Raw genomic sequence first — 23126 nt, 5'->3', positions numbered from 1 at the left:
TTACAAGGTAAGTAACACTGAATGAAACCTTCATTACAACTCAAGCTAGGTCAACAGTTAGCCATGACGCCACAGTTGCAACAAGCAATTCGCTTGCTGCAGTTGTCGACTCTCGATCTTCAACAAGAAATCCAAGAAGCGTTGGACTCAAACCCGCTATTGGAAGTTGAAGAAGGCCACGAAGAACCTCAAGCAAATGGTGAAGACAAATCAGCACTCGAAACTGCTGACAACAGTGCCAACGAGCCAACAGAAATCGAAGTTCCTGATAGTTCTGACGTCATCGAAAAATCCGAAATCAGCTCAGAGCTTGAAATCGACACAACTTGGGATGATGTCTACAGCGCAAATACGGGCAGTACCGGTTTAGCGTTAGACGATGATATGCCGGTCTACCAAGGCGAAACCACAGAATCGCTGCACGATTACTTAATGTGGCAACTCGACTTAACGCCTTTCAGTGAAACCGACCGTACGATTGCCATTGCCATCATTGATGCGATTGACGATTACGGCTATCTGACCCTATCTCCTGAAGAGATTCACGAAAGCTTCGACAACGAAGATATTGAGTTGGATGAAGTCGAAGCCGTGCGCAAACGTATCCAACAGTTTGACCCGCTTGGTGTGGCATCGCGGAACCTGCAAGAATGCTTACTCCTGCAACTTGCAACCTTCCCAGAAGACACGCCTTGGCTTGCGGAAGCCAAAATGATTCTTGCCGATCACATCGATCACCTTGGTAATCGCGATTACAAACTGGTCATCAAAGAAACTAAGCTAAAAGAAGCGGATCTACGCGAAGTATTAAAACTGATCCAACAGTTAGATCCTCGTCCGGGCAGCCGCATTACCCCAGACGACACAGAATACGTCATTCCGGACGTATCGGTATTTAAAGATCATGGGAAATGGACCGTTTCCATCAACCCTGACAGCATTCCAAAGTTAAAAGTTAACCAACAATACGCTCAATTAGGCAAAGGCAACAGTGCGGATAGCCAGTACATTCGCAGCAATTTGCAAGAGGCAAAATGGTTAATTAAGAGCTTAGAGAGCAGAAACGAGACGCTACTCAAAGTTGCAAGATGTATTGTTGAACATCAACAAGATTTCTTCGAGTATGGTGAAGAAGCTATGAAGCCAATGGTACTCAATGATGTAGCCTTGGCGGTGGACATGCATGAATCCACAATATCTCGTGTTACGACACAAAAGTTCATGCATACGCCACGTGGCATTTTTGAATTGAAGTACTTCTTCTCCAGCCACGTCAGTACAGACAATGGCGGAGAATGTTCGTCAACAGCAATCCGCGCACTCATTAAGAAACTGGTCGCGGCAGAGAATACTGCTAAACCACTTAGTGACAGTAAGATTGCTGCTCTTCTGGCTGACCAAGGGATTCAGGTCGCAAGACGTACGATAGCTAAATATCGCGAATCCTTGGGTATTGCCCCTTCAAGTCAGCGTAAACGCCTACTTTAAGGCACTAACTGAAAAGGAAAGTCTATGCAAATCAATATTCAAGGCCATCACGTTGATCTTACCGATTCAATGCAAGACTATGTTCAATCTAAGTTTCAGAAGCTCGAAAGGTTCTTCGACCATATCAATCAAGTACAAGTTGTACTAAAAGTTGAAAAAATTAACCAAATCGCGGAAGCTACACTCCACGTAAATCATGGCGAAATCCACGCATCAGCCGATGACGAGAATATGTATGCCGCGATCGATTCGCTGGTAGATAAATTGGTTCGCCAACTTAATAAGCACAAAGAAAAATTAAACAGTCATTAATCATGCAACTGAGCGAAATACTGTCATTGGACTGCACGAAAAGTGCAGTCCACTGTACGAGTAAAAAACGCGCCCTCGAAATGATCAGCCAAATCGTCGCTGAACACACGGGCCAAGATTCTACCGAGCTGTTTGAGTGCATGCTCAACAGAGAGAAAATGGGCAGTACTGGTATCGGAAACGGTATTGCAATCCCACATGCACGAATGCAATCTAGCGACAAAGCCATTGCGGTACTTCTGCAATGCGATGAAGCAATTGAATTTGATGCGATTGACAATCGACCTGTCGACCTTTTGTTTGCACTCCTTGTACCAGAAGAACAGTGCAAAGAGCACCTCAAGACTCTATCCTCTATGGCAGAACGTCTGAGCGACAAGCAAGTACTGAAATTGCTACGCAATGCTCAGAGTGATGAAGAACTCTACGACATCATGATTCACCAATAAGCAGGACGATCACCATGCGATTAATTGTTGTTAGCGGGCACTCTGGTGCAGGCAAAAGTATTGCGTTGCGCGTGCTAGAGGACTTAGGGTACTACTGTGTCGACAACCTACCAGTAAACCTATTGGATGCGTTTGTACATTCCATCGCTGACAGCAAGCAAAATGTTGCGGTGAGCATTGATATCCGCAACATCCCAAAAAAGCTCAAAGAACTGACTGGCACATTAGAGCAGCTGAAAACTGAACTCGATGTAACCGTACTTTTCTTAGACGCCAATAAGGAAACCTTGCTCAAACGCTACAGCGAAACTCGTCGCATTCATCCGCTATCATTAGGCGGTCAGTCGCTATCGCTCGATCAAGCTATCGAGCGAGAAAAAGAGATCCTGACACCACTAAAAGCGCATGCGGATTTAATCCTCAACAGTAGCGGTCAGTCTTTGCATGAACTGAGTGAAACAGTTCGCATGCGAGTAGAAGGACGTGATCGCAAAGGCTTGGTGATGGTGTTTGAATCATTCGGCTTTAAATACGGCCTCCCGTCTGATGCGGATTACGTATTTGATGTGCGATTCCTACCGAACCCACACTGGGAACCTGCACTGCGCCCACTGACGGGGTTAGATGCTCCTATCGCTGCGTTTTTGGAACAGCACCAGTCGGTATTGAGCCTCAAGTACCAGATAGAAAGTTTTATTGAAACTTGGCTACCTTTGCTCGAAAAAAATAATCGCAGCTATCTCACCGTAGCCATTGGCTGTACTGGCGGCAAGCACCGCTCAGTGTATTTAACCCAACAGATTGGCGAGTACTTTGCGGATAAAGGACATCAAGTTCAGATTCGTCACACCTCGCTCGAGAAAAATGCTAAGGAGTAGCAGTGGAGTTAAGTCGTAAAGTATTGATTCAAAATCGTCTTGGGTTACACGCGCGCGCCGCAGTTAAGTTGGTAGAACTTGCGCAAAGCTTTGATGCTGTAGTAACCATCGACAACGAAGAAGACAAAACCGCCACCGCAGACAGCGTGATGGGGCTGCTGATGTTGGAATCGGCTCAAGGACAATACGTAACGATTCATGCCACAGGCGATCAAGCAGAGTTGGCACTCGACGCTGTATGTCATCTGATTGAAGACAAGTTTGACGAAGGCGAGTAATTTACTCGCTTTTTTAGTTCCAATCTCTAGCCTCCAAACTGAATAGAGCGCAATCCCCTTTCCTAGCTAAAAAGCACAGCGATATCTCTCCCAAATCTTTGCGACTGCTCTGGTCACTCAGCAAATAATTTTGTCCTGTTTCACAAGTTGTTATTAAAAGGTGCCTAGAATTAAGTTATTATTCAAAGCATTGTAAATATCAGGAATTGGGAGGAACGAATGGCAGAGCAAATAGAATTCGACCAAGCTCACCAAGCCCTCCAAGAAGTCACAGAAGCGCTGGAAAACGGCCGCTTCGTCCATGTTCGTCGTCAGCTTCAGGACATGGAACCTGAGGATATTGCTCACCTTTTAGAAGCATCCCCACGTAAAAGCCGTGAAGTTCTTTGGCAACTTACCGACCCCGAAGATTACGGTGAAATTCTTGACGAACTAAACGAAGACGTTAAAGACAGTCTCGTATCAAAAATGGCTCCCGAAGACCTTGCAGAGGCGACGGAAGGCATGGATACCGATGACGTTGCGTACGTCCTACGTAGCTTGCCAGATGATCTTTCTCGTGAAGTTCTCTCCCAAATGGATTCAGCAGATCGTGCTCGTGTTGAGACGGCACTGTCTTATCCTGAAGACACCGCTGGTGGGTTGATGAACACCGACGTTATCACGATTCGTGGTGACGTTGATGTCGACGTAGTCCTGCGTTATCTGCGTATGAAGGGCGAGTTGCCTGAAGCCACCGATGCGCTCTACGTGATTGATGACGAAAGCAAACTGATTGGCGAACTCCCAATCACGACACTTATCACGACCCAACCCGACGTAAAAATTATCGACGTCATGGAAGATGCTGACGATGCGATTACCGTTGACACCAGTGACTCAGACGTTGCTAGCCTGTTTGAACGTCGTAATTGGGTGTCAGCACCCGTAGTGGATGAAAACCAGCACCTTGTCGGTCGTATCACCATCGATGACGTGGTTGACGTTATTCGTGAAGACGCCGAACACTCAATGATGAGTATGGCGGGTATGGATGATGACGAAGATACCTTCGCTCCCGTCTTCAAATCCGCGCGTAAACGAAGTGTTTGGCTCGGAGCCAATGTCCTAGCTGCATTAGCTGCTGCTTCGGTTTCCAACATGTTTGAAGCCACGCTGGACCAAATGGCGGCAATTGCGGTCTTGATGACCATCGTGCCATCCATGGGTGGTGTTGCAGGTAACCAAACCGTTGCACTGGTTATTCGTGGCCTTGCTTTAGGTCATATCGGTGACTCGAACAAACGTGAACTGTTGATGAAAGAAGCCGCGATCGGTTTGCTTAACGGCATCATGTGGGCGTTGATCATCGGTGGTATCGTTGTGGTTTGGAAAGGCAACTGGATGCTCGGAGGTATCATCTCTGCCGCCATGTTGACCAACCTGTTCGTCGCCGGGGTTGCAGGGGTAACCATCCCTGTCCTTCTGAAGAAGATGAATATCGATCCTGCCCTTGCTGGCGGTATGGCACTGACGACTGTCACTGATGTGATTGGCTTGTCTGTTTTCCTCGGTCTCGCAACCTTGCTGATCTAAGCCAGTAACCAACAATGAGCATTAAAAAAGCCTGATGAACACATCAGGCTTTTTGGTATTTCCGCGCTAGTAACTATTATTCACCTGCGACTTTCATTGTGTCGAGCAAGATAGAACCGGTTTGGATTTGTGAGCGTGTTTCAATATCACTACCAACGGCCACAATCTTGGTGAACATGTCTTTTAGATTACCGGCGATGGTAATTTCAGAGACTGGGTATTGGATTTCACCGTTCTCAACCCAGAAGCCTGCCGCACCGCGAGAGTAATCACCCGTTACCACGTTCACACCTTGGCCCATCACTTCTGTTACCAAAAGGCCTGTGCCTAATTCCTTCAGCATTTGCTCAAAGTTTTGACCTGTCGACTTCACGTACCAGTTGTGAATACCACCAGCGTGACCGGTTGGACCCATCTTCATCTTGCGTGCGGCATAACTGGTCAGTAGATAGGTCGCCAACACACCATCGGTAATGATTTCACGATCTTGCGTATAAACGCCTTCGCTATCGAATGGGCTGGAAGCCAAACCGCGCAATACATGCGGACGCTCTGAAATATTGAACCATTCAGGCAAGACTTGTTTACCCAAGTGATCCAGTAAGAAAGAAGATTTGCGGTACAGGTTGCCACCGCTGATCGCCATCACTAGGTGACCAATCAAGCCAGTTGCCACATCTGCCGCAAACATAATTGGGTATTGGCCCGTTTTCAATCGTTGAGCATCCAGTCGGCTTACAGTATTTTCCGCCGCTTTGCGGCCGACGGTTTCTGGCGTCCACAAATCATCACGATGGCGGGCAACGGTATAGCTGTAGTCACGTTCCATTTCGCCATTTTTGCCTACGCCAATAACGCAGCAGCTTGTGCTGTGTCGGCTAGACGCGTAGCTTGCTAACAAACCATGGCTGTTTCCGTACACTTTGACGCCGTAGTGACTGTCGTAGCTTGCACCGTCACTTTGCTTGATTGCATCGCTGTAGCTTAGCGCTTCTTTCTCAGCGGCAATCGCCACTTGTGCTGCGTAGTCTGGATCTGGAGAGTCTGGGTGGAAAAGGTCAAGATCTGGCACCTCTTTCACCATAAATTCTTTCGGCGCTGGGCCTGCGAACGGGTCTTCAGATGTGTAATGAGCGATATCAAGCGCGGCATTCACTGTCTGTTCAATCGCCGCTTCACTCAAATCAGATGTGGAAGCGCTGCCCTTACGTTGGCCTCGGTAAACGGTAATGCCAAGCGCACCATCACTGTTGAACTCGACATTTTCTACATCACCCATTCGAGTGGAAACACTCAAACCTGTGCTTTTAGTAATTGCGACTTCTGCTGCATCCGACTTCGCCGACGCGAGCTCCAATGCTCGTGCCACGGCTTGCTCTAGCTCGGTACGTTGCTCAGCAACCTGCTGTTTAATATCCATTGTCTTTCACATCTTGTATTCAATACGCAATAGAATAACAAGAATTTCGCTTTCTCCCCACGATTCTTGTTAAAATAGTCATAATATTAATCAAAACACAGGCAACTGAAATGGCACGTAAGAATCAAAAAGCGCCATGGGAACCAGAAGAAGAGATCATCTGGGTAAGTAAATCCGAGATGAAGCGAGACATGGAAGAGCTGCAAAAGCTTGGCGAAGAGCTTGTCGGCCTAAAGCCAGCAGTTCTCGAAAAGTTTCCATTGAGCGAAGACCTGCGAGAAGCAATTGCCGATGCACAGCGCTTTAAGAACGAAGCGCGTCGTCGTCAGCTACAACGTATCGGTAAATTGATGCGTTATGAAGACCCAGAACCAATCCAAGCGGCATTGGACAAAGTACGCAACAAACACTCACAAGCAACAGCAGCGCTTCATAAACTGGAAATGCTGCGTGATCGCGTTGTGGAAGAAGGCGACAAAGCCATTGATGACGTCATGGAATTGTACCCAGAAGCGGATCGTCAGCGTCTACGTCAACTTGCACGCCAAGCAGCGAAAGAGAAAAAAGCCGGTAAACCAGCAAAATCTTACCGTGAAATTTTCCAAATCCTGAAAGCGTTAAACGAAGAAGAAATCTAATCTTCCTTCGTAAACCATAAAGACAAAGCAGACCACTAGGTCTGCTTTTTTAATGCGGATAATCAACGCCCACTAAGCGAGGCGATTGAGGAGCTCTCCGCGCTGAAACGCGTTAATGTTCTCAATCAGAATGTCAGCCAAGCGTTGAATCGACGAATCACTTCCCCACGCAACATGAGGCGTTAACAGCAAATTCGGTAAGTGAATATTAGCGATCAGAGGGTTGCTCTCATCGGCAGGCTCCTGAGTAAATACATCAAAACCCGCAGCTGCGATCTCACCCTGTTTTAGCGCATCCACCAACGCTTGCTCATCAACCAAACCGCCACGACCGGTGTTGAGTAGAATCGCGTTTGGTTTCATTTGCTGTAACTCGGCTTTGCCAATCAAATTCTGCGTATGCTCGTTAAGCGGACAGTGCAAAGTCAACGCGTCAGAGTGTTTCAACACTTCCTCAAATGGCACATAACCTGGTCGACATCCTGCCGCCCCTTTACGCTCCGCAAATAAAACGGTCATACCTAGCGCTTGAGCCAGATTCGCCGTGGCTTGCCCCAATGCACCACTACCGATGACACCTAGCGTACTGCCGCCAACATCCCCGATGGAATGAGTAAAAAAGCAGAACTGCTTATTACGCAGCCATTCGCCAGCCGTAATGTCTTGATGGTACCCAAACAAGTTTCGACGCAAAGCAAACAACATCGCGATCACATGCTCAGGCACAGATCGAGTGGCATAACCACGAACGTTCGCGACTGCAATGCCATGTTCAGCACAATAGTTCACGTCGACATTGTTAAACCCTGTCGCCGCAACGGCAATCATCTTGAGCTGAGGCAGCTGCGAAAGTACCGATTGATCCAACACCACTTTATTGCTGATGACGATATCGGCATCAGCCAAGCGCTCAACCACGAACTCAGGCGGTGTCAGTTCATACTCCATCCAATGATGCGGAAACTCAGGGCGCGAGACTTGAATGTGATTGGGAATGGTGGCGCGGTCGAGAAAGACCACTTTAGGCAGTGACATAACGGCTCCTTGTTCACTGCCTAATGAAATCTATTTATGGACGTGGCAGTGTTTTGTAATCAGGTAATTTACGCTCTGGATCGAAATAGTCAAAGATCATCTCTTCGGCTTCCGGGTAAAAGTCACACGGAACAAAAATACTGCGGAGCCAGTGACTTTTCGGGTGGTAGAAGCTCAGTTCAGAAGCGTGCAGTTCCAAACGTTCAGAGAAGGCTTTGGCTTCTTCGGTCGCGTAAAACTCGTCACCAACAATAGGGTGACCCAACGCTTGCATGTGCACACGCAATTGATGTGAGCGGCCAGTAATAGGCAGTAAGCGCACGATGGTCGTCTTTGTGCCGTCTTCGTGATCTTCTCGCTTCGCGACTTGGAAGAGAGTTTTTGATGGCTTACCATCTTCAAAACACACTTTTTGCAGCGGACGGTTCGGCCAGTCACAGATCAATGGCAGATCGATTTCGCCCTCTTCCTGCTCGACATGACCCCAAACGCGTGCGTAGTAAATTTTATGCGTTAAGCGGAACTGGAACTGCTTTTTCAACGCACTTTCTGCTCGCTTGTTTTTAGCCAGTACCATCAATCCCGACGTCGACATATCTAAGCGATGCACGACTTGGATATCTGGGAACTCTTCCTGTAAACGACTCCACATGCTGTCATGGTGCTCTGCAAGACGTCCCGGAACTGATAACAAACCAGATGGCTTATTCACAGCCAAGATATGGTCGTCCTCAAAAACGATGTCGATCCAAGGATCAGTCGGTGGGTTGTACTCAAGCATTGCCATGGGTGGGATCTCTAGAAAATAAAAACGCCGCGATTATAACGAGGGCTCAGTCAAAACGCATTTTAATTTCGCGACCAATGAAAACACCAAAACCAACAGGGTCGACCAAGTCAATAAATTCGAAAAATAAAATAAAAACTGATTTGTAAATATAGTTTGACAAGTACTGCGGGAGTGATATTTATAGAGTGGTTACCCAAATAACTTTATTCCGTTCGGAAAAGTACCCCATAACATTAAATAAGGTTTCACGCCGTTTGGATTCCCGCGAACCGTTCTCGCGGGGGAAGGTTATGTCGCTATACACAACATCAAAGGACAATAAGAAATGGAATCCGCCGTACCAGATCAACCCCAATCCAGAATATCGCTATTTTTCCGCTCACTTGGCCCAGGCATCCTAATGGCTTCTGCGGCGGTGGGTGGCTCTCACCTTGTAGCCTCAACCAAAGCGGGTGCCATCTATGGCTGGCAACTTGCCGCACTCATCCTGCTCGTAAACCTGTTTAAATACCCATTTTTCCGAGCTGGCGTGCAATACACGATGGGCACAGGGCTTACGTTAGTCGAAGGCTACGCGAGACTGGGGCGCCCTTACCTTTGGCTGTTTCTGTTCTTAAGTGTGGTGTCGGCGGTGATCAACACCGCAGCATTGTTGATGTTTAGTGCGAGCTTGCTGGGTTACTTCATACCGTTTTCACTGTCGATGGCATCGTTGAGCATCATCGTTTTGGTCACGTGTTTGATCATTTTATTCGCCGGCCATTACAAAGCACTCGACACACTTTCGAAAGTGATCATGTCCGTGCTCACCATTGCAACTCTGCTTGCTGTTGTAATTGCGTTTGGTAACCCAGTGGAACCCGTCGCGAACTTTGAATCGCCTTCCCCTTGGTCAATTGCGGCAATTGGTTTCATCGTGGTTACGATGGGGTGGATGCCAGCACCAATTGAGATTTCGTGTTTAACCTCAGCGTGGCTAAAGCGCCAGTCGAGTCAGCAAGAAGTAACACCTCGCTCTGCTCTGTTTGACTTCAACGTTGGCTACATCGGTACAGCCGTTTTGGCGCTAGTGTTTGTTTCGCTCGGTGCATTAATGCTGCACGGTTCTGGAATTGAACTGAAGAGCTCCGGGGTAGGCTTCTCGCATCAGTTGGTTGGCTTGTACGCTTCGACCATCGGTGAATGGTCACGTTACTTAATCGCAGTGATCGCTTTCTTCTGTATTTTCGGCAGCACAATTACCGTTATTGACGGTTACTCGCGCGTAATTGCCGACTCACAACGCCTGTTGCGCTCTCAAGCGGAAACCGATCCAAAAGCAACGTCGGCGATTATGTTGGCGGTATCATTGCTGGCGCTGGGTATCGTCGTATTCTGGGCATCGGCACTGCTACCTATGCTCGACTTCGCGATGGTTCTGGCGTTTATGACGACACCATTCTTCGCGTTACTGAACTACATCTTAGTGAGCAAAACGGACTTGCCGGAACCGCTGGCTGTGGGACGCAAACTGAAATGGCTATCGATTGCTGGGCTGATTTACTTGTTTGGCTTCTTAGCTTTGTTTATTTGGTGGAAGTGGTTGATGTAATCCGCAGGCAAACCGCAGATAAAGAAAAAGGTCTTCGATTGAAGACCTTTTTTAATGCGTTTAATGCGATTAGTTGTGGCTCACCACGATCAGACGCAGCGAATCGAGCTGCACTTGAGCTTGATTGATGTAACCCGTCAGCTCTTTGATTTGCGCTTCAATCGCTTCAATCTCTTCATCACGAATGTTTGGGTTCACCGCTTTCAAGGCTTGTAAACGCTCTAGCTCCGCATTCAAGCTTTGCTGCATATCTTGCTGTGCTTGCTTGCGAACGGCTTCCACTTTCTCTTCAACCAGCACATCACCTGCTTCAATCAAACGGTGCACGTCTTTTTGCACAGACGTCACCAGCTTGCTGCCAAGATGACGGTTTACTGGGCTAAGTTGACGGTTGAAACCTTCAAACTCTACTTGAGCCGATAGATCGTTACCACGCGAGTCCATCATCAGACGGATTGGCGTTTTCGGTAAGAAACGAGTGATACCGCTGCGTTTTGGTGCTTGCGCATCTACCGCGTAAATCAGTTCAAGCAGAATCGTACCAACTGGCAACGCCTTGTTTTTCAACAGAGATACCGCAGAAGTACCCACACCTTCACTCATCAGAAGATCGATACCACCTTGGATCATTGGGTGTTCCCAACTGATGAAGTGCATGTCTTCACGAGAAAGCGCGGTATCGCGATCAAAAGTGATCGTCGCACCTTCGTATGGCAAACCAGGGTAGCTTGGCACCATCATGTGCTCTGATGGCGTCACCACCAGTGCATTTTCGCCTTTGTCGTCTTGGTTCAAACCAATCGTATCAAACAGAGAAAGCGCAAACGTGACTAGGTTTGTATCACCATCGGTTGATTCAATTTTCTCAACGATTTGCTGAGCTTTTTCGCCGCCGTTGGAGTGCATTTCTAGCAAGCGGTCACGACCTTGCTCTAGTTGCGATTTCAATTCTTTGTTCAGCTTCGCTGATTCTTCGATGATCTCATCCAGAGTGCTGGTATCTCCTGATGCAAGAATCTCAATCAGAGCGTCTGAGTACTTGTCGTAAACCGCACGACCTGTCGGGCAGGTTTCTGCAAAGGCGTTCAAACCTTCATCGAACCAACGCGCTAGGATCGCTTGCGATGTGCCTTTCAAGTAAGGAACATGAATGTCGATATCGCGGTTTTGACCGATACGGTCCAAACGACCAATACGTTGCTCAAGCAAGTCTGGGTTGAATGGCAAGTCGAACATCACCAGTTGGTTGGCAAATTGGAAGTTACGACCTTCAGAACCGATTTCGCTACAGATCAGAACCTGTGCACCGCCTTCTTCTTGCGCAAAGTAAGCCGCAGCTTTGTCGCGCTCAAGAATCGACATGCCTTCGTGGAAGACCGTCGCACGGATGCCTTCGCGTTCACGCAGCGCTTGCTCCAATTGCAATGCCGTGCTCGCACGAGAAGCAATCACGAGAATCTTCTCGCCGCGTTTCTCTTTTACTTTTTCAAGTAGCCAGTTCACACGTGAGTCAAACTGCCACCAGCTTGCGTCATCGCCTTCAAATTCTTGGAAAATTTCTTCCGGGTACAAGTTCTTCATCGCACGCGCTTCAGAACTCATCTTACCGCCAATCATCCCTGCCACACGCATTGACGTGGTGTACTGCTGTGGGATATCCATCGGCATAAGATGCACATTACGCGTTGGGAAACCTTTGATTGCCGCACGCGTGTTACGGAACAAAACGCGCCCAGTACCGTGACGGTCCATTAGGTTATCGATAAGCTCTTGGCGCGCTGATGCTTTCGCCTCTTCATCGCTGTTGCTTTCGATAATGCGGAAAAGTGGTTCTACGTCTTGTTCAGACAACAGCTCAGTGATCTGGTTTTTCGCTTCATCAGGCAGCTTTTCGCCTGAGAATAGTGAAGTAATCGCATCCGCTACAGGCGCGTATTGCTCTTCTTCCTCGACGAAGGCTTCGTAATCATAGAAACGATCGGGATCCAGCAGGCGTAGACGAGCAAAGTGGCTTTCACGACCAAGCTGTTCTGGTGTTGCCGTCAGTAGCAACACGCCCGGAGTACGTTCAGCCAAGCCTTCTACCACTTGGTATTCACGGCTTGGTTTGTCTTGGCTCCACTCAAGGTGATGCGCTTCATCGACAACAAGCAGATCCCATTCGCCTTCTAGCGCTTGTTCAAAACGCTTGCGGCTCTTACGTAGAAAATCGAGAGAACACAGCACGTATTGCTGAGTATCAAATGGGTTTTCAGCGTCCGCGAATGCTTCAATACAACGCTCTTCGTCGAAGATAGAGAAATGCAGGTTGAAACGACGCATCATCTCAACTAGCCATTGGTGTTGCAGTGTTTCAGGCACCACAATCAAAATGCGTTCAGCACGACCAGACAGCACTTGCTGGTGGATGATCATGCCCGCTTCAATGGTCTTACCCAAACCTACTTCATCCGCCAACAAAACGCGTGGCGCGTGACGGCGACCGACTTCGTGCGCGATGTAAAGCTGATGAGGGATCAAACCTGCTCGCATACCACACAAGCCACGCATTGGGCTCTTGTGCTGTTCAAACTGGTTGGTTAGCGCACGGTAACGAAGAACGAAGTTGTCCATGCGGTCGATTTGACCCGCATACAACTTATCTTGAGGTTTGTTGAAACGAATTTGGTTGCTAAGGAAAATCTCACGCAGAACAACTGCGGTTTCTTGCGTATCTTCACGAGTACCGAAATAGGTGTACAGACCTTCATCTTCCAGTACTTCTTCAACTTTCAGAGACCAACCTTCTTGGCAATCGATGACATCACCGACGTTAAACGTTACTCGGGTAACAGGTGCATCGTTACGTGCGTAAACTCGGTTTTCCTCTGACGCTGCAAACATCAATGTCACAGTACGAGCATCCATTGCTACTACGGTACCTAAACCTAAATCGCTTTCCGTATCGCTAATCCAGCGCTGCCCCAAAGCAAATGTCATGAATTGACTACCTCGTTATTAGTTCTTGATTCGTATTTCTTGTTGGTCTACTCACACCCGAGGGCATGGATAATAGTTTAGATCTGATTCTGGCTTCTGCTATGCACATTGAGCTCGTCATGCGAGTGTGGACTGAACATTTTTAAGTCAGCTCAACATGATAAATCGGACGTAGCCTATGCGCAGAAAAAGGTCGCTAATCTTACTTGAAGCTGTGATTTAGGTCACGCCGAAACCGCACCAAGCGGAAACTTTTTTTCCCAAATTACAAATGCAATCAAATTGTAAAAAACTCATGCCAATTATTAACTTGTTGGAAGTAAATATTACGTATACTTCTAATGAGGGGCGCTTAAAGACATTGCATATAATTTGAGCGCATTAGTACACGATTAGGATCAACACGGGTTTGCAGTAAGTTGTCTTGCTACTCGGTTGCTAACTAACCGACGATAGCCCGATAACCTCTATTGCAAGCAATCAGAGTTAGGTCATTTCTTATGTTGAATTTGGCTTAACCACTCGCAAGCAAAGCCGCGCTGCGGCAAGGAGACGCTATGGGCGATACCGATCGGAAACTGTTTGTACTTGATACCAACATCCTTCTTCATGAACCCTTCGCCATCTTCTCTTTCCAAGAACACGATGTCGTCATCCCTATGACCGTGTTGGAAGAACTCGACCGAATTAAAGACAGCAAACGCGATGTCGCAAGAGACGCACGCGTAGCTATTCGCGCTTTGGAAGATCTCTTTAAAGACGCAACGCCAGATGAAATTTCAGAAGGCATTCCCGTATCGAAAGAAAAACCAGACCAAGGCTCTATTTCCATTTTGGCGGATTTTGAATTGCAGGAAACCGTCAAAGCTTTCGCCGACAAAGCCGGTGACAACCGTATTCTCAACGCGGTGCTTTATCTGCAAAACAAACGAGCACCACGAGAAGTCGTGCTTATCACCAAAGACATCAACATGCGTCTGCGCGCGAAAGGAGCCGGAGTTCGCTTTGTTGAAGACTACCGAACCGACCAACTCATCGACGACATTCAATACCTCACTAAAGGCTTCCAGCAACGAGAAGGCGATTTCTGGAGCGGTATTGATGAAGTTGAAAGCTACGCGTTGGGCGGCAAAACCTACCACAAACTCAGTCGTGAGCCTTTTGACCCAACGTTCATCAACCAATACGTCATTGATGAAGACAGCGATTTTGCAGGCCGCGTTGAAACCATCAATGAAGACAAGCTAACCCTACTCGACCTAAGCCGAGAACGCATGATGCACCGCCGAGCTTGGGACATCACACCAAAAAACATTTATCAGGCCATGGCGCTCGATGCCCTGCTCGACCCTGACATTGATTTGGTGATCCTCACTGGTGCGGCGGGTAGCGGTAAAACGCTATTGGCCATGGCAGCTGCGCTCGAGCAAACTATTGAAAAAGGCATGTTTGATAAAATCATCGTCACGCGTAACACGCCAGACATTGGTGAGTCGATTGGCTTCTTACCAGGCTCAGAAGAGGAAAAAATGATGCCTTGGCTGGCGGCGGTAACCGATACTTTGGAGGCGCTGCATAAGCACGATCACTGCACCGAAGGCTCGTTGAAATACATCTGCGATAAAGCCAACATTCAGTTTAAGTCGATCAACTTTATGCGTGGCCGTTCGATTCAAAATGCTTTTGTGTTGCTTGATGAGTGTCAAAACCTCACAGCATCACAAATCAAAACCATCATCACCCGCTGCGGTGAAGGAACCAAAATCGTCTGCTCCGGTAACTTGGCGCAGATTGACTCACATTACCTCACCCCAGTGACGTCAGGTTTGACCTACATGGTCGAACGCTTCAAGAACTTTGAAGGCAGTGCGAACATTCACCTCAACGGCGTGGTTCGTAGCCGCTTGGCAGAGTTTGCAGAAGAGAACCTCTAACCCACATCGTTTCACGCACAAAGTAAAAGAGCGCTCCAATGAGCGCTCTCTTTATCAAGGTTCGAGTGATTTACTCGGTGCCACCAACAGTCAGTGAATCAAGCTTCAACGTTGGCTGACCAACGCCTACTGGCACGCTTTGCCCTGCTTTACCACAAACGCCAACACCTTTATCGAGGCTTAAGTCGTTACCGACCATCGACACTTGCTGCATCGCTTCAATGCCTGAACCGATTAGAGTTGCCCCTTTGACGGGACGAGTCACTTTACCATCCTCAATCAAATACGCTTCTGATGCAGAGAACACGAACTTACCAGAGGTGATGTCCACCTGACCACCACCGAAGTTAGGCGCGTAGATGCCTTTCTTCACGGTCGAGATGATTTCTTCTGGTGTGTGTTCACCTGGCAGCATGTAGGTATTGGTCATGCGTGGCATCGGTAAGTGCGCGTAAGATTCGCGGCGACCGTTACCCGTTGGGTTTACTCCCATTAGGCGCGCGTTCAACTTGTCTTGCATGTAGCCTTTCAATACGCCATTTTCGATCAGCGTGTTGTACTGACCATTCACACCTTCGTCGTCCACATTGAGTGAACCACGTAGATCTTTCAGCGTACCATCATCCACGATCGTACATAGCGATGACGTCACCTGCTGACCCATTTTGCCAGAGAATACCGACGACTCTTTGCGGTTGAAGTCCCCTTCTAAACCGTGACCTACCGCTTCATGCAGCAATACGCCCGGCCAACCAGAACCCAGAACTACAGGCATCATACCTGCGGGTGCAGCTTCTGCTTCTAGGTTAACTAACGCCATACGAATGGCTTCGTCCGCGAAGTGGAAGGCTTGCTTCAGGCCATCTGTTTCAGACAAGAAGAAATCGTAGCCAAAACGACCACCACCACCAGCACTGCCACGCTCGCGACGGTCACCTTTCTGTGCCAGTACACTGATGGATAGTCGAACAAGAGGACGAGTATCACCAGCGAAAGTGCCATCTGTAGCGGCAACTAGCATTTGCTCGTGCACGCCACTGATGCTGATAGAAACTTCTTTGATCAGAGGCTCTTTAGTGCGAATGTACGCATCCAAAGACATCAGTAACTCGGTTTTTTGTTGTTTTTCCCAGCTTGCTAGCGGGTTAACCGCATCATAGTAAGCTTGATTTTCCGAACGTTTGAATGCTTGAACTTTGCCATTTTGGCCCTGCTGCGCAATGCCTCGCGCCGCAATAGCACTTTGCTTCAAACCTTCCGGATTGATTTGATCTGAGTAGGCGAAACCGGTTTTTTCGCCCGTCACCGCACGCACACCGACACCACAATCAATGTTAAAAGAGCCATCTTTGATGATGCTGTCTTCTAGAACCAGAGACTCGTGCCAGCTGGACTGAAAGTAGATGTCCGCATAATCGATCTGGCGCGTAGCAATGCTGGCAAGCGTGTCAGCAATGTCCTGCTCTGTCAGACCATTTGGGGCAAGGAGTGCCTGTTCTATTTGGTTTGTGCTCATAGTTAGCTCTTTTATTTCCGTCTCAATTCATTTTGAAAGCGACTGTGTTGAGTCAGCGGCATATTCTGCCTTACTTGCTGGGTTTGTGACAAATCTATCTCTGCCACCAGCAAACCCACTTGGTCTTGAAGTTGTTTGTGAATGCGTCCCCAGGGGTCAATCACCATTGAATGCCCCCACGTTTTACGGCCGCAAGAGTGTGTTCCCGTTTGTCCACTGGCTAAAATCCAACATTGCGTTTCAATTGCTCGAGCTCGCAGCAACACTTCCCAGTGAGCTTGCCCAGTAACCGCAGTAAACGCGGCGGGAACAACAATGATATCCGCCCCCGCTAAACGCAGTGCTTTGTACAATTCGGGGAAACGAACGTCGTAACAAATGCTCAAGCCGACGCTGCCGATATCCGTTTCTGCCACCACAATTTGGTTGCCCGCGGTAAAAGTATCTGACTCTCGGTAGCTGCCATGGCCATCTTCTACATCGACATCAAACATATGCAGCTTGTCATAATGGGCAATGCATTTTCCGTGAGGTGGTAAAACGAGCGTCGTCGTTGTCACACCACGCGCGGTTTGAATCGGCATACTACCAACGACAAGCGTCTGTTGATGACTCTTCGCGATATTGGCTAAACGCTCTTGAATAGCACCGCTACCTAACGGCTCTGCATGTTGATGGTACTCTTCTCGACTGGCAAACAACACCGCATTTTCCGGCGTGAGCACCAGCTTTACTCCTTGATTGGCCGCCAAAGTACATTGCTGGTCAATAAAGTCCAAATTCGCCTGAATATCAGGCCCCGAAGTCATTTGAATGATGCCAACACGTTCCATGTGTTCTCTTCCTTCTACCACTTAGTCGGGCGATCTATTTAGCCTGCTCACGCAGTTTTTCTGGCAGCTTGTATTCGCCTTTACTACGTGAAATCTCTTTTACGGTTGGTGAATCTAACGGGCCTTTGACCTCGTAATTCACTTGGGTGAACACCTCTACAACAGGAGAAATTACCGTAGAAATCGCCAGCACGTACAGAGCAGTTTGAGGGGCTACCGCAAACGCCGTCAACATTGGCAACCCTGACGTAATATCCGGCGTAAACTTCACTTCCGCATCCACCATTCTGGTGGTCATGTTTGCAATACCACGAATTTGCATTTCACCAGCTAGCGCATCCATCACAATATCATTGGTGATGAACACACCATCTTGGATTTTGCCTGTACCCGTGATGGAGTTGAACGCCATGCCTTTGTCGAATACGTCGGTAAAATCGAGCTGCATCTTACGAATGATGGAGTCCAAGCTAAATAGGCCAAGCAAACGCGCCGCGCCGCTGACTTCACTCACAACCCCTTTGCCAAACTCCGTCGAGACATTCCCCTGCAAGGTTGGTGTCTTCATCGACCAAGGCGCACCATCCCAATTCATATTGGCGTTGATCTCAAATGGCGCTTGCTGGATCCCAGACGTGATACCAAAACGCTCCATCAGATCCGTGTTGTTATCGCCTTTCATTTTTAACGTCAGATTGGAATGGCTACGATCTTTGGTCAGCTCCCACCAACCATTCATATCGATGCGGTTTTTGCCGCTACTGAAGGTAATGTTTTTCCACTCCAAACGATCATCTTGACGCTGTAAGTCGACATTCACTTTGCCAACTTTGTAACCTTGCAGCCAAAAATCGTCGATGTTCAACGTTAAGTTTGGCATCTCTGCGTGAAACTTGCGGTCAAAGTTGGTAATAAGTGGCGCATTCTGATCTTCACTAGCGAAAATCGAACTGCGCTCTTTGGTCATTTCCTCAAAGTCTGGCAAGTACAAATGCAGATGGTCTAGAGACACCGATAAATCGTACGGTTTGAGGTACGTTGCTTTGCCTTTCACCTCTTGGCTACTCACGTCCAACTGCCAACTTAGGTTCTTTTTACTGGCGTTCAATGCCACATCGTGAAACTCAATGCCGCCCAGCAACAAGTTCGGCGTTTCGACTTCAATACGCGTTGGTAAAGGAATCGTAGGCGTCTTCATGTTTGCCAGCACCGATTGCGCTTTACTCTCTGGTGTATCCAGTAACGTCGCCCACTTATCTAGGTTTAACTCATCTAGACGAATCGAAGCATCGTGCCCAACGACAGGACTAATTTTAAAACCGCCTTTGCCTAACACTAAGTTGGTCGCGGTTAACACTGGCACATCGCCCGAGATATCAATTTCGGTCTGATATTTCGCATTTGGGATTTGCAAACGAGCCGAAATGCTCTCCTGATTCCCCGATGCTTGGAGTTTCGCCTGACCAGCTTCACCGACCTTTTTCGTCAATGGGTATGGGTATTCACTGGCTAATCGACCAAGCTGCGCCAACACATCCACTTGGTAAGTAAAACCCACATCGTTGAGCTGCAAGTCAATGTCCATTTGCCAAGGCGCATGACCGGAAACCAAGCTCAACCAACGTTCACCTAAATAAGGCTTGAGAGGCTCTACATCCCAATCACCTAAAGTATTGATGGTCACGTTGTAGCCTTGGTCCGCACTTTCGCCGTGGAAATCGAGTGAAATAGGCTGCGAGAGTAACTCTGCTGAAAAGCCAGATGTCGTCACCACATCGTTATCGAACTGAATGCGGCCTGTGGCTTTTTCTAGCATCATTGGCGGCGCATCAATATCAACACGGTTGTCTTTCAAATCCGCATAACCCCAAGCTCGCGCGTCTTTTTCCATATCAAAAGGAATGTTGAGTTGGAACTCGGAATACACCGGGCCACTGACTTGCAAGGCCGTCAAAGCGGCACCAACCGAGTCAACCAGCGGCGTAGCCATCATGTAGTCGCGAACTTCATTACCCGGAGCTGTGGCTTTAGCTTCAATTTCGATATGGCCATCTTCAGCCAACTCCGGAATGCGCCCCGTGATGCGTTTAGCGTGAACGCCATTTAACGTCGCCGATTTGGAATCCAGATACATGGCGTCGTTTTCAAACAATAGATCAAGCTGCAAGTCGGTAATGGTTGGCCACGCAGTATCAAAACTGAACTTCGCGTCTTTTAAGCCAACCCATGCCTGGAACATGCCGTTGTGCTCTTTGTAAGGAAAATCTCCTAACTCGCCATACCATAGCAATTTGGCCGTGTTTACTTTACCGCCTTGAATTGCGGTCGATAGGTAATCCGTTAGATCTTGGCCTAATGCCAAAGTTGGCAAGTAACGCCAAGTTTCACCAGCGTTGTAGAGATCCGCCTCAGCATAAAACGATAGGAATGGGCTTTGCTCTTTAGGGAAATCGAGTCGAAATGCGCCCAACACTTGAAGGTCCGGAGTCGCAGCCGTGACTTTATCCGACCACAAACGCCAACCTGTCTCATCTTGCTGCCAGATGATGTCGACTTCGCCTTGCTTGATGTTCAATGGGGCTTGGAATACATCGCCGTACGGGAAAACATCATCAATGACCGTGACTTTCGCTTTCGCTTGCTTCAAGTCACCCGCAACGCTGCCTTGCACATGTTGAAAGCCCGGCAACAGTTCCCATTGAGTCATAGCTAACTCATCGAGGTCTGCCGAATAACGCAGCGTATCTAAGCCACCATTCATGGCTAAACGAATGTCTTCAACACGACCTTTCGGCGCTAATTTATTGAGTAAGTCACTGGTTGATTCCGATTCCGGCGCGAGCTTAACGAGTGGAATCAGCGCCTCAATGTCGAGCTGAGAAAGATTGAGCATCCAGCCATCTGGTTGCCAATCAAAAGCCGCATCAAGTTCAGGCCAGGATTTGTCATCGGTGCGAATTTGAAGTGAGTGACCATTTACTTTCCAACCTTGCTTATCAGGCAAGAGCTTAAACACTCCCGATTCGATAAACAGTTCATGGCGGCCATTTTCATTCCATACGAGCTCAGATGGTTGCAGCTCTACGTACGCATAATTAGGTTGGCTGTGTTTGAGAGTCAGCCAGGTATTCAAACTGACCTTGCCAGACTCCGCACCCGATTCTTCTTGCATGTACGTGGTAAGCCAAGGTGTTACCGAGACATCTTGCGCACTCACGTAAAACTCACCAGACACATCACGCAGCGAACCATGGTCTTTAAAGTTAGCATTTACTAACAGTGAGTTCAGGCTAGCGTCTGCAATACTGACTGTGCCTTCCACTAAGTGACGTTTACCTTGATTACTCCAGCGAAGCTGTTCGATATCGAGTCGACGAGTTTCGCCCGATACCGATTTGTACCAGACGCGTGAATTCGTAATGGTGAAGTCTTCAAACTGACGCAGCAATAGTGAGTCCAGCTGATCAATCAGCTTAATTTCATTTTGATCAACATCAGTGGTCGGCTCTTGATTGCTCGACGTAGGTAGAAGATCGACCGTGCGAATATCTAATGCCAAGTTATGAATGGTTAAGTCTGCCACGACGGGCTTAAACTGAAGTAATGATTGAATCAAATCGAATTCAATTTGAATTTCATCAACGGCGAATCGAGCTTCTTGGTTATTCGGTAAGTTAGCTTCTAAGCCGAATAACGCGATAGAGGGATGGCTATTACGCCAAGAACCAGCAACGCTGGAGATAGAAAAGTCAAAACCTGTGCCTTGTTTGACCCAGGTTTTGATCTCATCTTGGAAGTGGTTAAGTTGTGGCAATGTGACGCGTAGAGTGGTCACTAGAATGGCTAAAAAAACCAAGACAGTGACTAACGTCCACGCGCAAAAACGCCCAAAACGGTTAAAACCAGAATTCACAAATGTTCCAATTACATCATCACGACGTCAAACTGTTCCTGAATGTACAGGGGTTCAGCCTGAATACGGACTTGCTTACCAATAAATACTTCAAGTTCTGCCAGCGCATGAGACTCATCACCCAAAAGCGCTTCTGCAACAAATGGCGATGCGTATACGACAAAGTTGTCTGCATCGTACGCTCGGTTTACACGAGTGATCTCGCGCAGAATCTCGTAACACACCGTTTCAACCGTTTTCACGGTGCCACGGCCTTCACAAGTAGGACAACCAGAACAAAGAATATGTTCAATACTTTCGCGCGTACGCTTACGCGTCATTTCAACCAGACCTAACTGCGTAAAGCCATTGATGTTGGTTTTCACGCGGTCTTTCGACAATGCTGCTTCTAACGAAGTTAGTACTCGCTGACGATGCTCTTCTGACGCCATATCGATAAAGTCGATAATGATGATGCCACCTAGGTTACGCAGACGTAACTGGCGAGCAATGGCTTGAGTCGCTTCAATATTGGTATTAAAGATGGTCTCTTCTAAGTTACGACGACCAACAAACGCACCCGTGTTGATGTCGATGGTGGTCATCGCTTCTGTTTGATCGATGATTAAGTAACCACCCGACTTGAGCTCAACTTTGCGCTCCAAAGAGCGTTGAATTTCGTTCTCAGTGTCGTACATATCAAAGATAGGCTTGTCACCTTCGTAAAGCTCAAGCTTATCGGTCAGCTCCGGTACGTACTCAGAAGTAAACTCTTTGAGGTTCTCATATTCTAAACGTGAATCGACCAAAATCTTGTCGAGTTCCGTTCCAACGAAGTCACGCAAAATACGTTGTGCAAGACCAAGCTCGCCATACAGCGTTGAACGTGTCTTGTACTTAGAACGACGCTCCATGACTTTCAGCCATAAGCGTTTTAGGAACGCAGCATCTTGAGAGAGTTCTTTCTCGTCTGCCCCTTCTGCGGCCGTGCGGATAATGAAACCACCGTGCTCATCGCAGTAGTGATTCACCACTTTTTTAAGGCGCTCACGTTCGCTTTCGCTTTCAATACGTTGCGATACACCAACGTGGCTAGCGCCAGGCATAAAGACGAGATAACGGGAAGGAAGTGTGATGTCAGTAGTTAAACGCGCACCTTTAGTGCCAAGAGGATCTTTAACTACCTGTACGACGATATCCTGACCTTGGCGAACCAGTTCAGAAATGTCACGAACTTGAAACTGCTGTTTCTCGTTCTCTGCCACACATTCAGTATGCGGAACGATATCAGACGCATGTAAAAACGCCGCTTTATCTAAACCGATATCGACGAAAGCCGCTTGCATGCCAGGCAGCACTCGGCTTACTTTGCCTTTGTAAATGTTGCCCACAATACCGCGACGAGATTCGCGCTCGATATGAATTTCTTGTAGTACTCCACCTTCAATCATGGCCACACGAGTTTCACTCGGGGTCACGTTAAGCAGCAATTCTGCACTCATGTGCACACCTCAAAAC

The 23126-nt window shown here is 47.9% G+C and carries 17 protein-coding genes; 9 read left to right on the top strand and 8 right to left on the bottom strand.

Translation table 11 applies throughout. The features are described from left to right. Window positions 1-21 precede the first annotated feature (21 nt). From NL646_RS20200 to mgtE, 6 genes are all read left to right on the top strand, one after another. Window positions 22-1488: an RNA polymerase factor sigma-54 gene (locus NL646_RS20200; RefSeq protein ID WP_005484866.1), complete on the top strand. Its 1467-nt coding sequence runs from the start codon at window positions 22-24 to the stop codon at window positions 1486-1488. A 24-nt stretch (window positions 1489-1512) separates the two neighbouring features. Continuing rightward, window positions 1513-1800, top strand: a complete 288-nt coding sequence (hpf, locus tag NL646_RS20195) for a ribosome hibernation promoting factor (protein ID WP_005467451.1) — start codon at window positions 1513-1515, stop codon at window positions 1798-1800. 2 nt (window positions 1801-1802) lie between these two features. Next, window positions 1803-2249 (top strand): PTS IIA-like nitrogen regulatory protein PtsN, encoded by a 447-nt coding sequence (gene ptsN / locus NL646_RS20190; RefSeq protein ID WP_005467453.1) that lies wholly within the window; start codon window positions 1803-1805, stop codon window positions 2247-2249. Between the two features lie 14 nt (window positions 2250-2263). Next, the gene (gene rapZ, locus NL646_RS20185) at window positions 2264-3127 is read left to right on the top strand and encodes an RNase adapter RapZ (protein ID WP_005468663.1); all 864 of its coding nucleotides are present in this window, start codon (window positions 2264-2266) and stop codon (window positions 3125-3127) included. A 2-nt stretch (window positions 3128-3129) separates the two neighbouring features. Beyond that, complete coding sequence (locus tag NL646_RS20180) at window positions 3130-3405, top strand: HPr family phosphocarrier protein (protein WP_005468661.1); 276 nt, start codon at window positions 3130-3132, stop codon at window positions 3403-3405. Between the two features lie 219 nt (window positions 3406-3624). Next, complete coding sequence (gene mgtE, locus NL646_RS20175) at window positions 3625-4980, top strand: magnesium transporter (protein ID WP_005468659.1); 1356 nt, start codon at window positions 3625-3627, stop codon at window positions 4978-4980. A 76-nt stretch (window positions 4981-5056) separates the two neighbouring features. Here mgtE and pmbA read toward each other — a convergent pair whose 3' ends face one another. Next, window positions 5057-6400 carry a metalloprotease PmbA gene (pmbA, locus tag NL646_RS20170; protein ID WP_253664612.1) on the bottom strand — a complete coding sequence of 448 codons (1344 nt, stop codon included), beginning with the start codon at window positions 6398-6400 and terminating at the stop codon, window positions 5057-5059. Window positions 6401-6510: 110 nt separating this feature from the next. On the opposite strand from pmbA, the gene yjgA reads away from it, so the two are divergent. Further along, window positions 6511-7038 carry a ribosome biogenesis factor YjgA gene (gene yjgA, locus NL646_RS20165; RefSeq protein WP_005457057.1) on the top strand — a complete coding sequence of 176 codons (528 nt, stop codon included), beginning with the start codon at window positions 6511-6513 and terminating at the stop codon, window positions 7036-7038. A gap of 72 nt (window positions 7039-7110) precedes the next feature. Here the strand turns inward: yjgA and NL646_RS20160 are convergent, their stop codons facing one another. Both NL646_RS20160 and rluA read right to left on the bottom strand, forming a co-directional pair. After that, complete coding sequence (locus NL646_RS20160; protein ID WP_140064950.1) at window positions 7111-8073, bottom strand: D-2-hydroxyacid dehydrogenase; 963 nt, start codon at window positions 8071-8073, stop codon at window positions 7111-7113. Between the two features lie 34 nt (window positions 8074-8107). After that, window positions 8108-8860: a bifunctional tRNA pseudouridine(32) synthase/23S rRNA pseudouridine(746) synthase RluA gene (gene rluA / locus NL646_RS20155; protein WP_025634587.1), complete on the bottom strand. Its 753-nt coding sequence runs from the start codon at window positions 8858-8860 to the stop codon at window positions 8108-8110. 328 nt (window positions 8861-9188) lie between these two features. On the opposite strand from rluA, the gene NL646_RS20150 reads away from it, so the two are divergent. Continuing rightward, window positions 9189-10454, top strand: coding sequence for an NRAMP family divalent metal transporter (locus tag NL646_RS20150; RefSeq protein WP_025625478.1), 1266 nt, complete (start codon window positions 9189-9191; stop codon window positions 10452-10454). Window positions 10455-10523: 69 nt separating this feature from the next. On the opposite strand, the gene rapA is transcribed toward NL646_RS20150, so the two are convergent. Next, entirely contained in the window at window positions 10524-13433 is a 2910-nt protein-coding gene (gene rapA, locus NL646_RS20145) for an RNA polymerase-associated protein RapA (protein WP_005484912.1), read from the bottom strand. Window positions 13434-13990: 557 nt separating this feature from the next. Here rapA and NL646_RS20140 point away from each other — a divergent pair. Beyond that, window positions 13991-15367, top strand: coding sequence for a PhoH family protein (locus tag NL646_RS20140; protein WP_005461836.1), 1377 nt, complete (start codon window positions 13991-13993; stop codon window positions 15365-15367). A 70-nt stretch (window positions 15368-15437) separates the two neighbouring features. On the opposite strand, the gene tldD is transcribed toward NL646_RS20140, so the two are convergent. The 4 genes from tldD to rng are packed head-to-tail and all read right to left on the bottom strand — an operon-like array spanning window position 15438 to window position 23110. Beyond that, window positions 15438-16883: a metalloprotease TldD gene (gene tldD, locus NL646_RS20135; protein WP_253664611.1), complete on the bottom strand. Its 1446-nt coding sequence runs from the start codon at window positions 16881-16883 to the stop codon at window positions 15438-15440. Between the two features lie 11 nt (window positions 16884-16894). Then, on the bottom strand, window positions 16895-17716 hold the full coding sequence (locus tag NL646_RS20130; protein ID WP_253664610.1) for a carbon-nitrogen hydrolase family protein: 822 nt from the start codon (window positions 17714-17716) through the stop codon (window positions 16895-16897). A 34-nt stretch (window positions 17717-17750) separates the two neighbouring features. Then, window positions 17751-21629: a YhdP family protein gene (locus tag NL646_RS20125; RefSeq protein ID WP_253664609.1), complete on the bottom strand. Its 3879-nt coding sequence runs from the start codon at window positions 21627-21629 to the stop codon at window positions 17751-17753. A gap of 11 nt (window positions 21630-21640) precedes the next feature. Further along, the gene (rng, locus tag NL646_RS20120; protein WP_005461826.1) at window positions 21641-23110 is read right to left on the bottom strand and encodes a ribonuclease G; all 1470 of its coding nucleotides are present in this window, start codon (window positions 23108-23110) and stop codon (window positions 21641-21643) included. Window positions 23111-23126: the final 16 nt, after the last annotated feature.

The organism is Vibrio sp. Y20_XG_PY13 (assembly GCF_024181925.1).
GTDB classification, from domain to species: domain Bacteria; phylum Pseudomonadota; class Gammaproteobacteria; order Enterobacterales; family Vibrionaceae; genus Vibrio; species Vibrio parahaemolyticus.
Note: the sequence above shows the minus strand (reverse complement) of the source record. Positions and strands in the feature narration are given on the sequence as shown.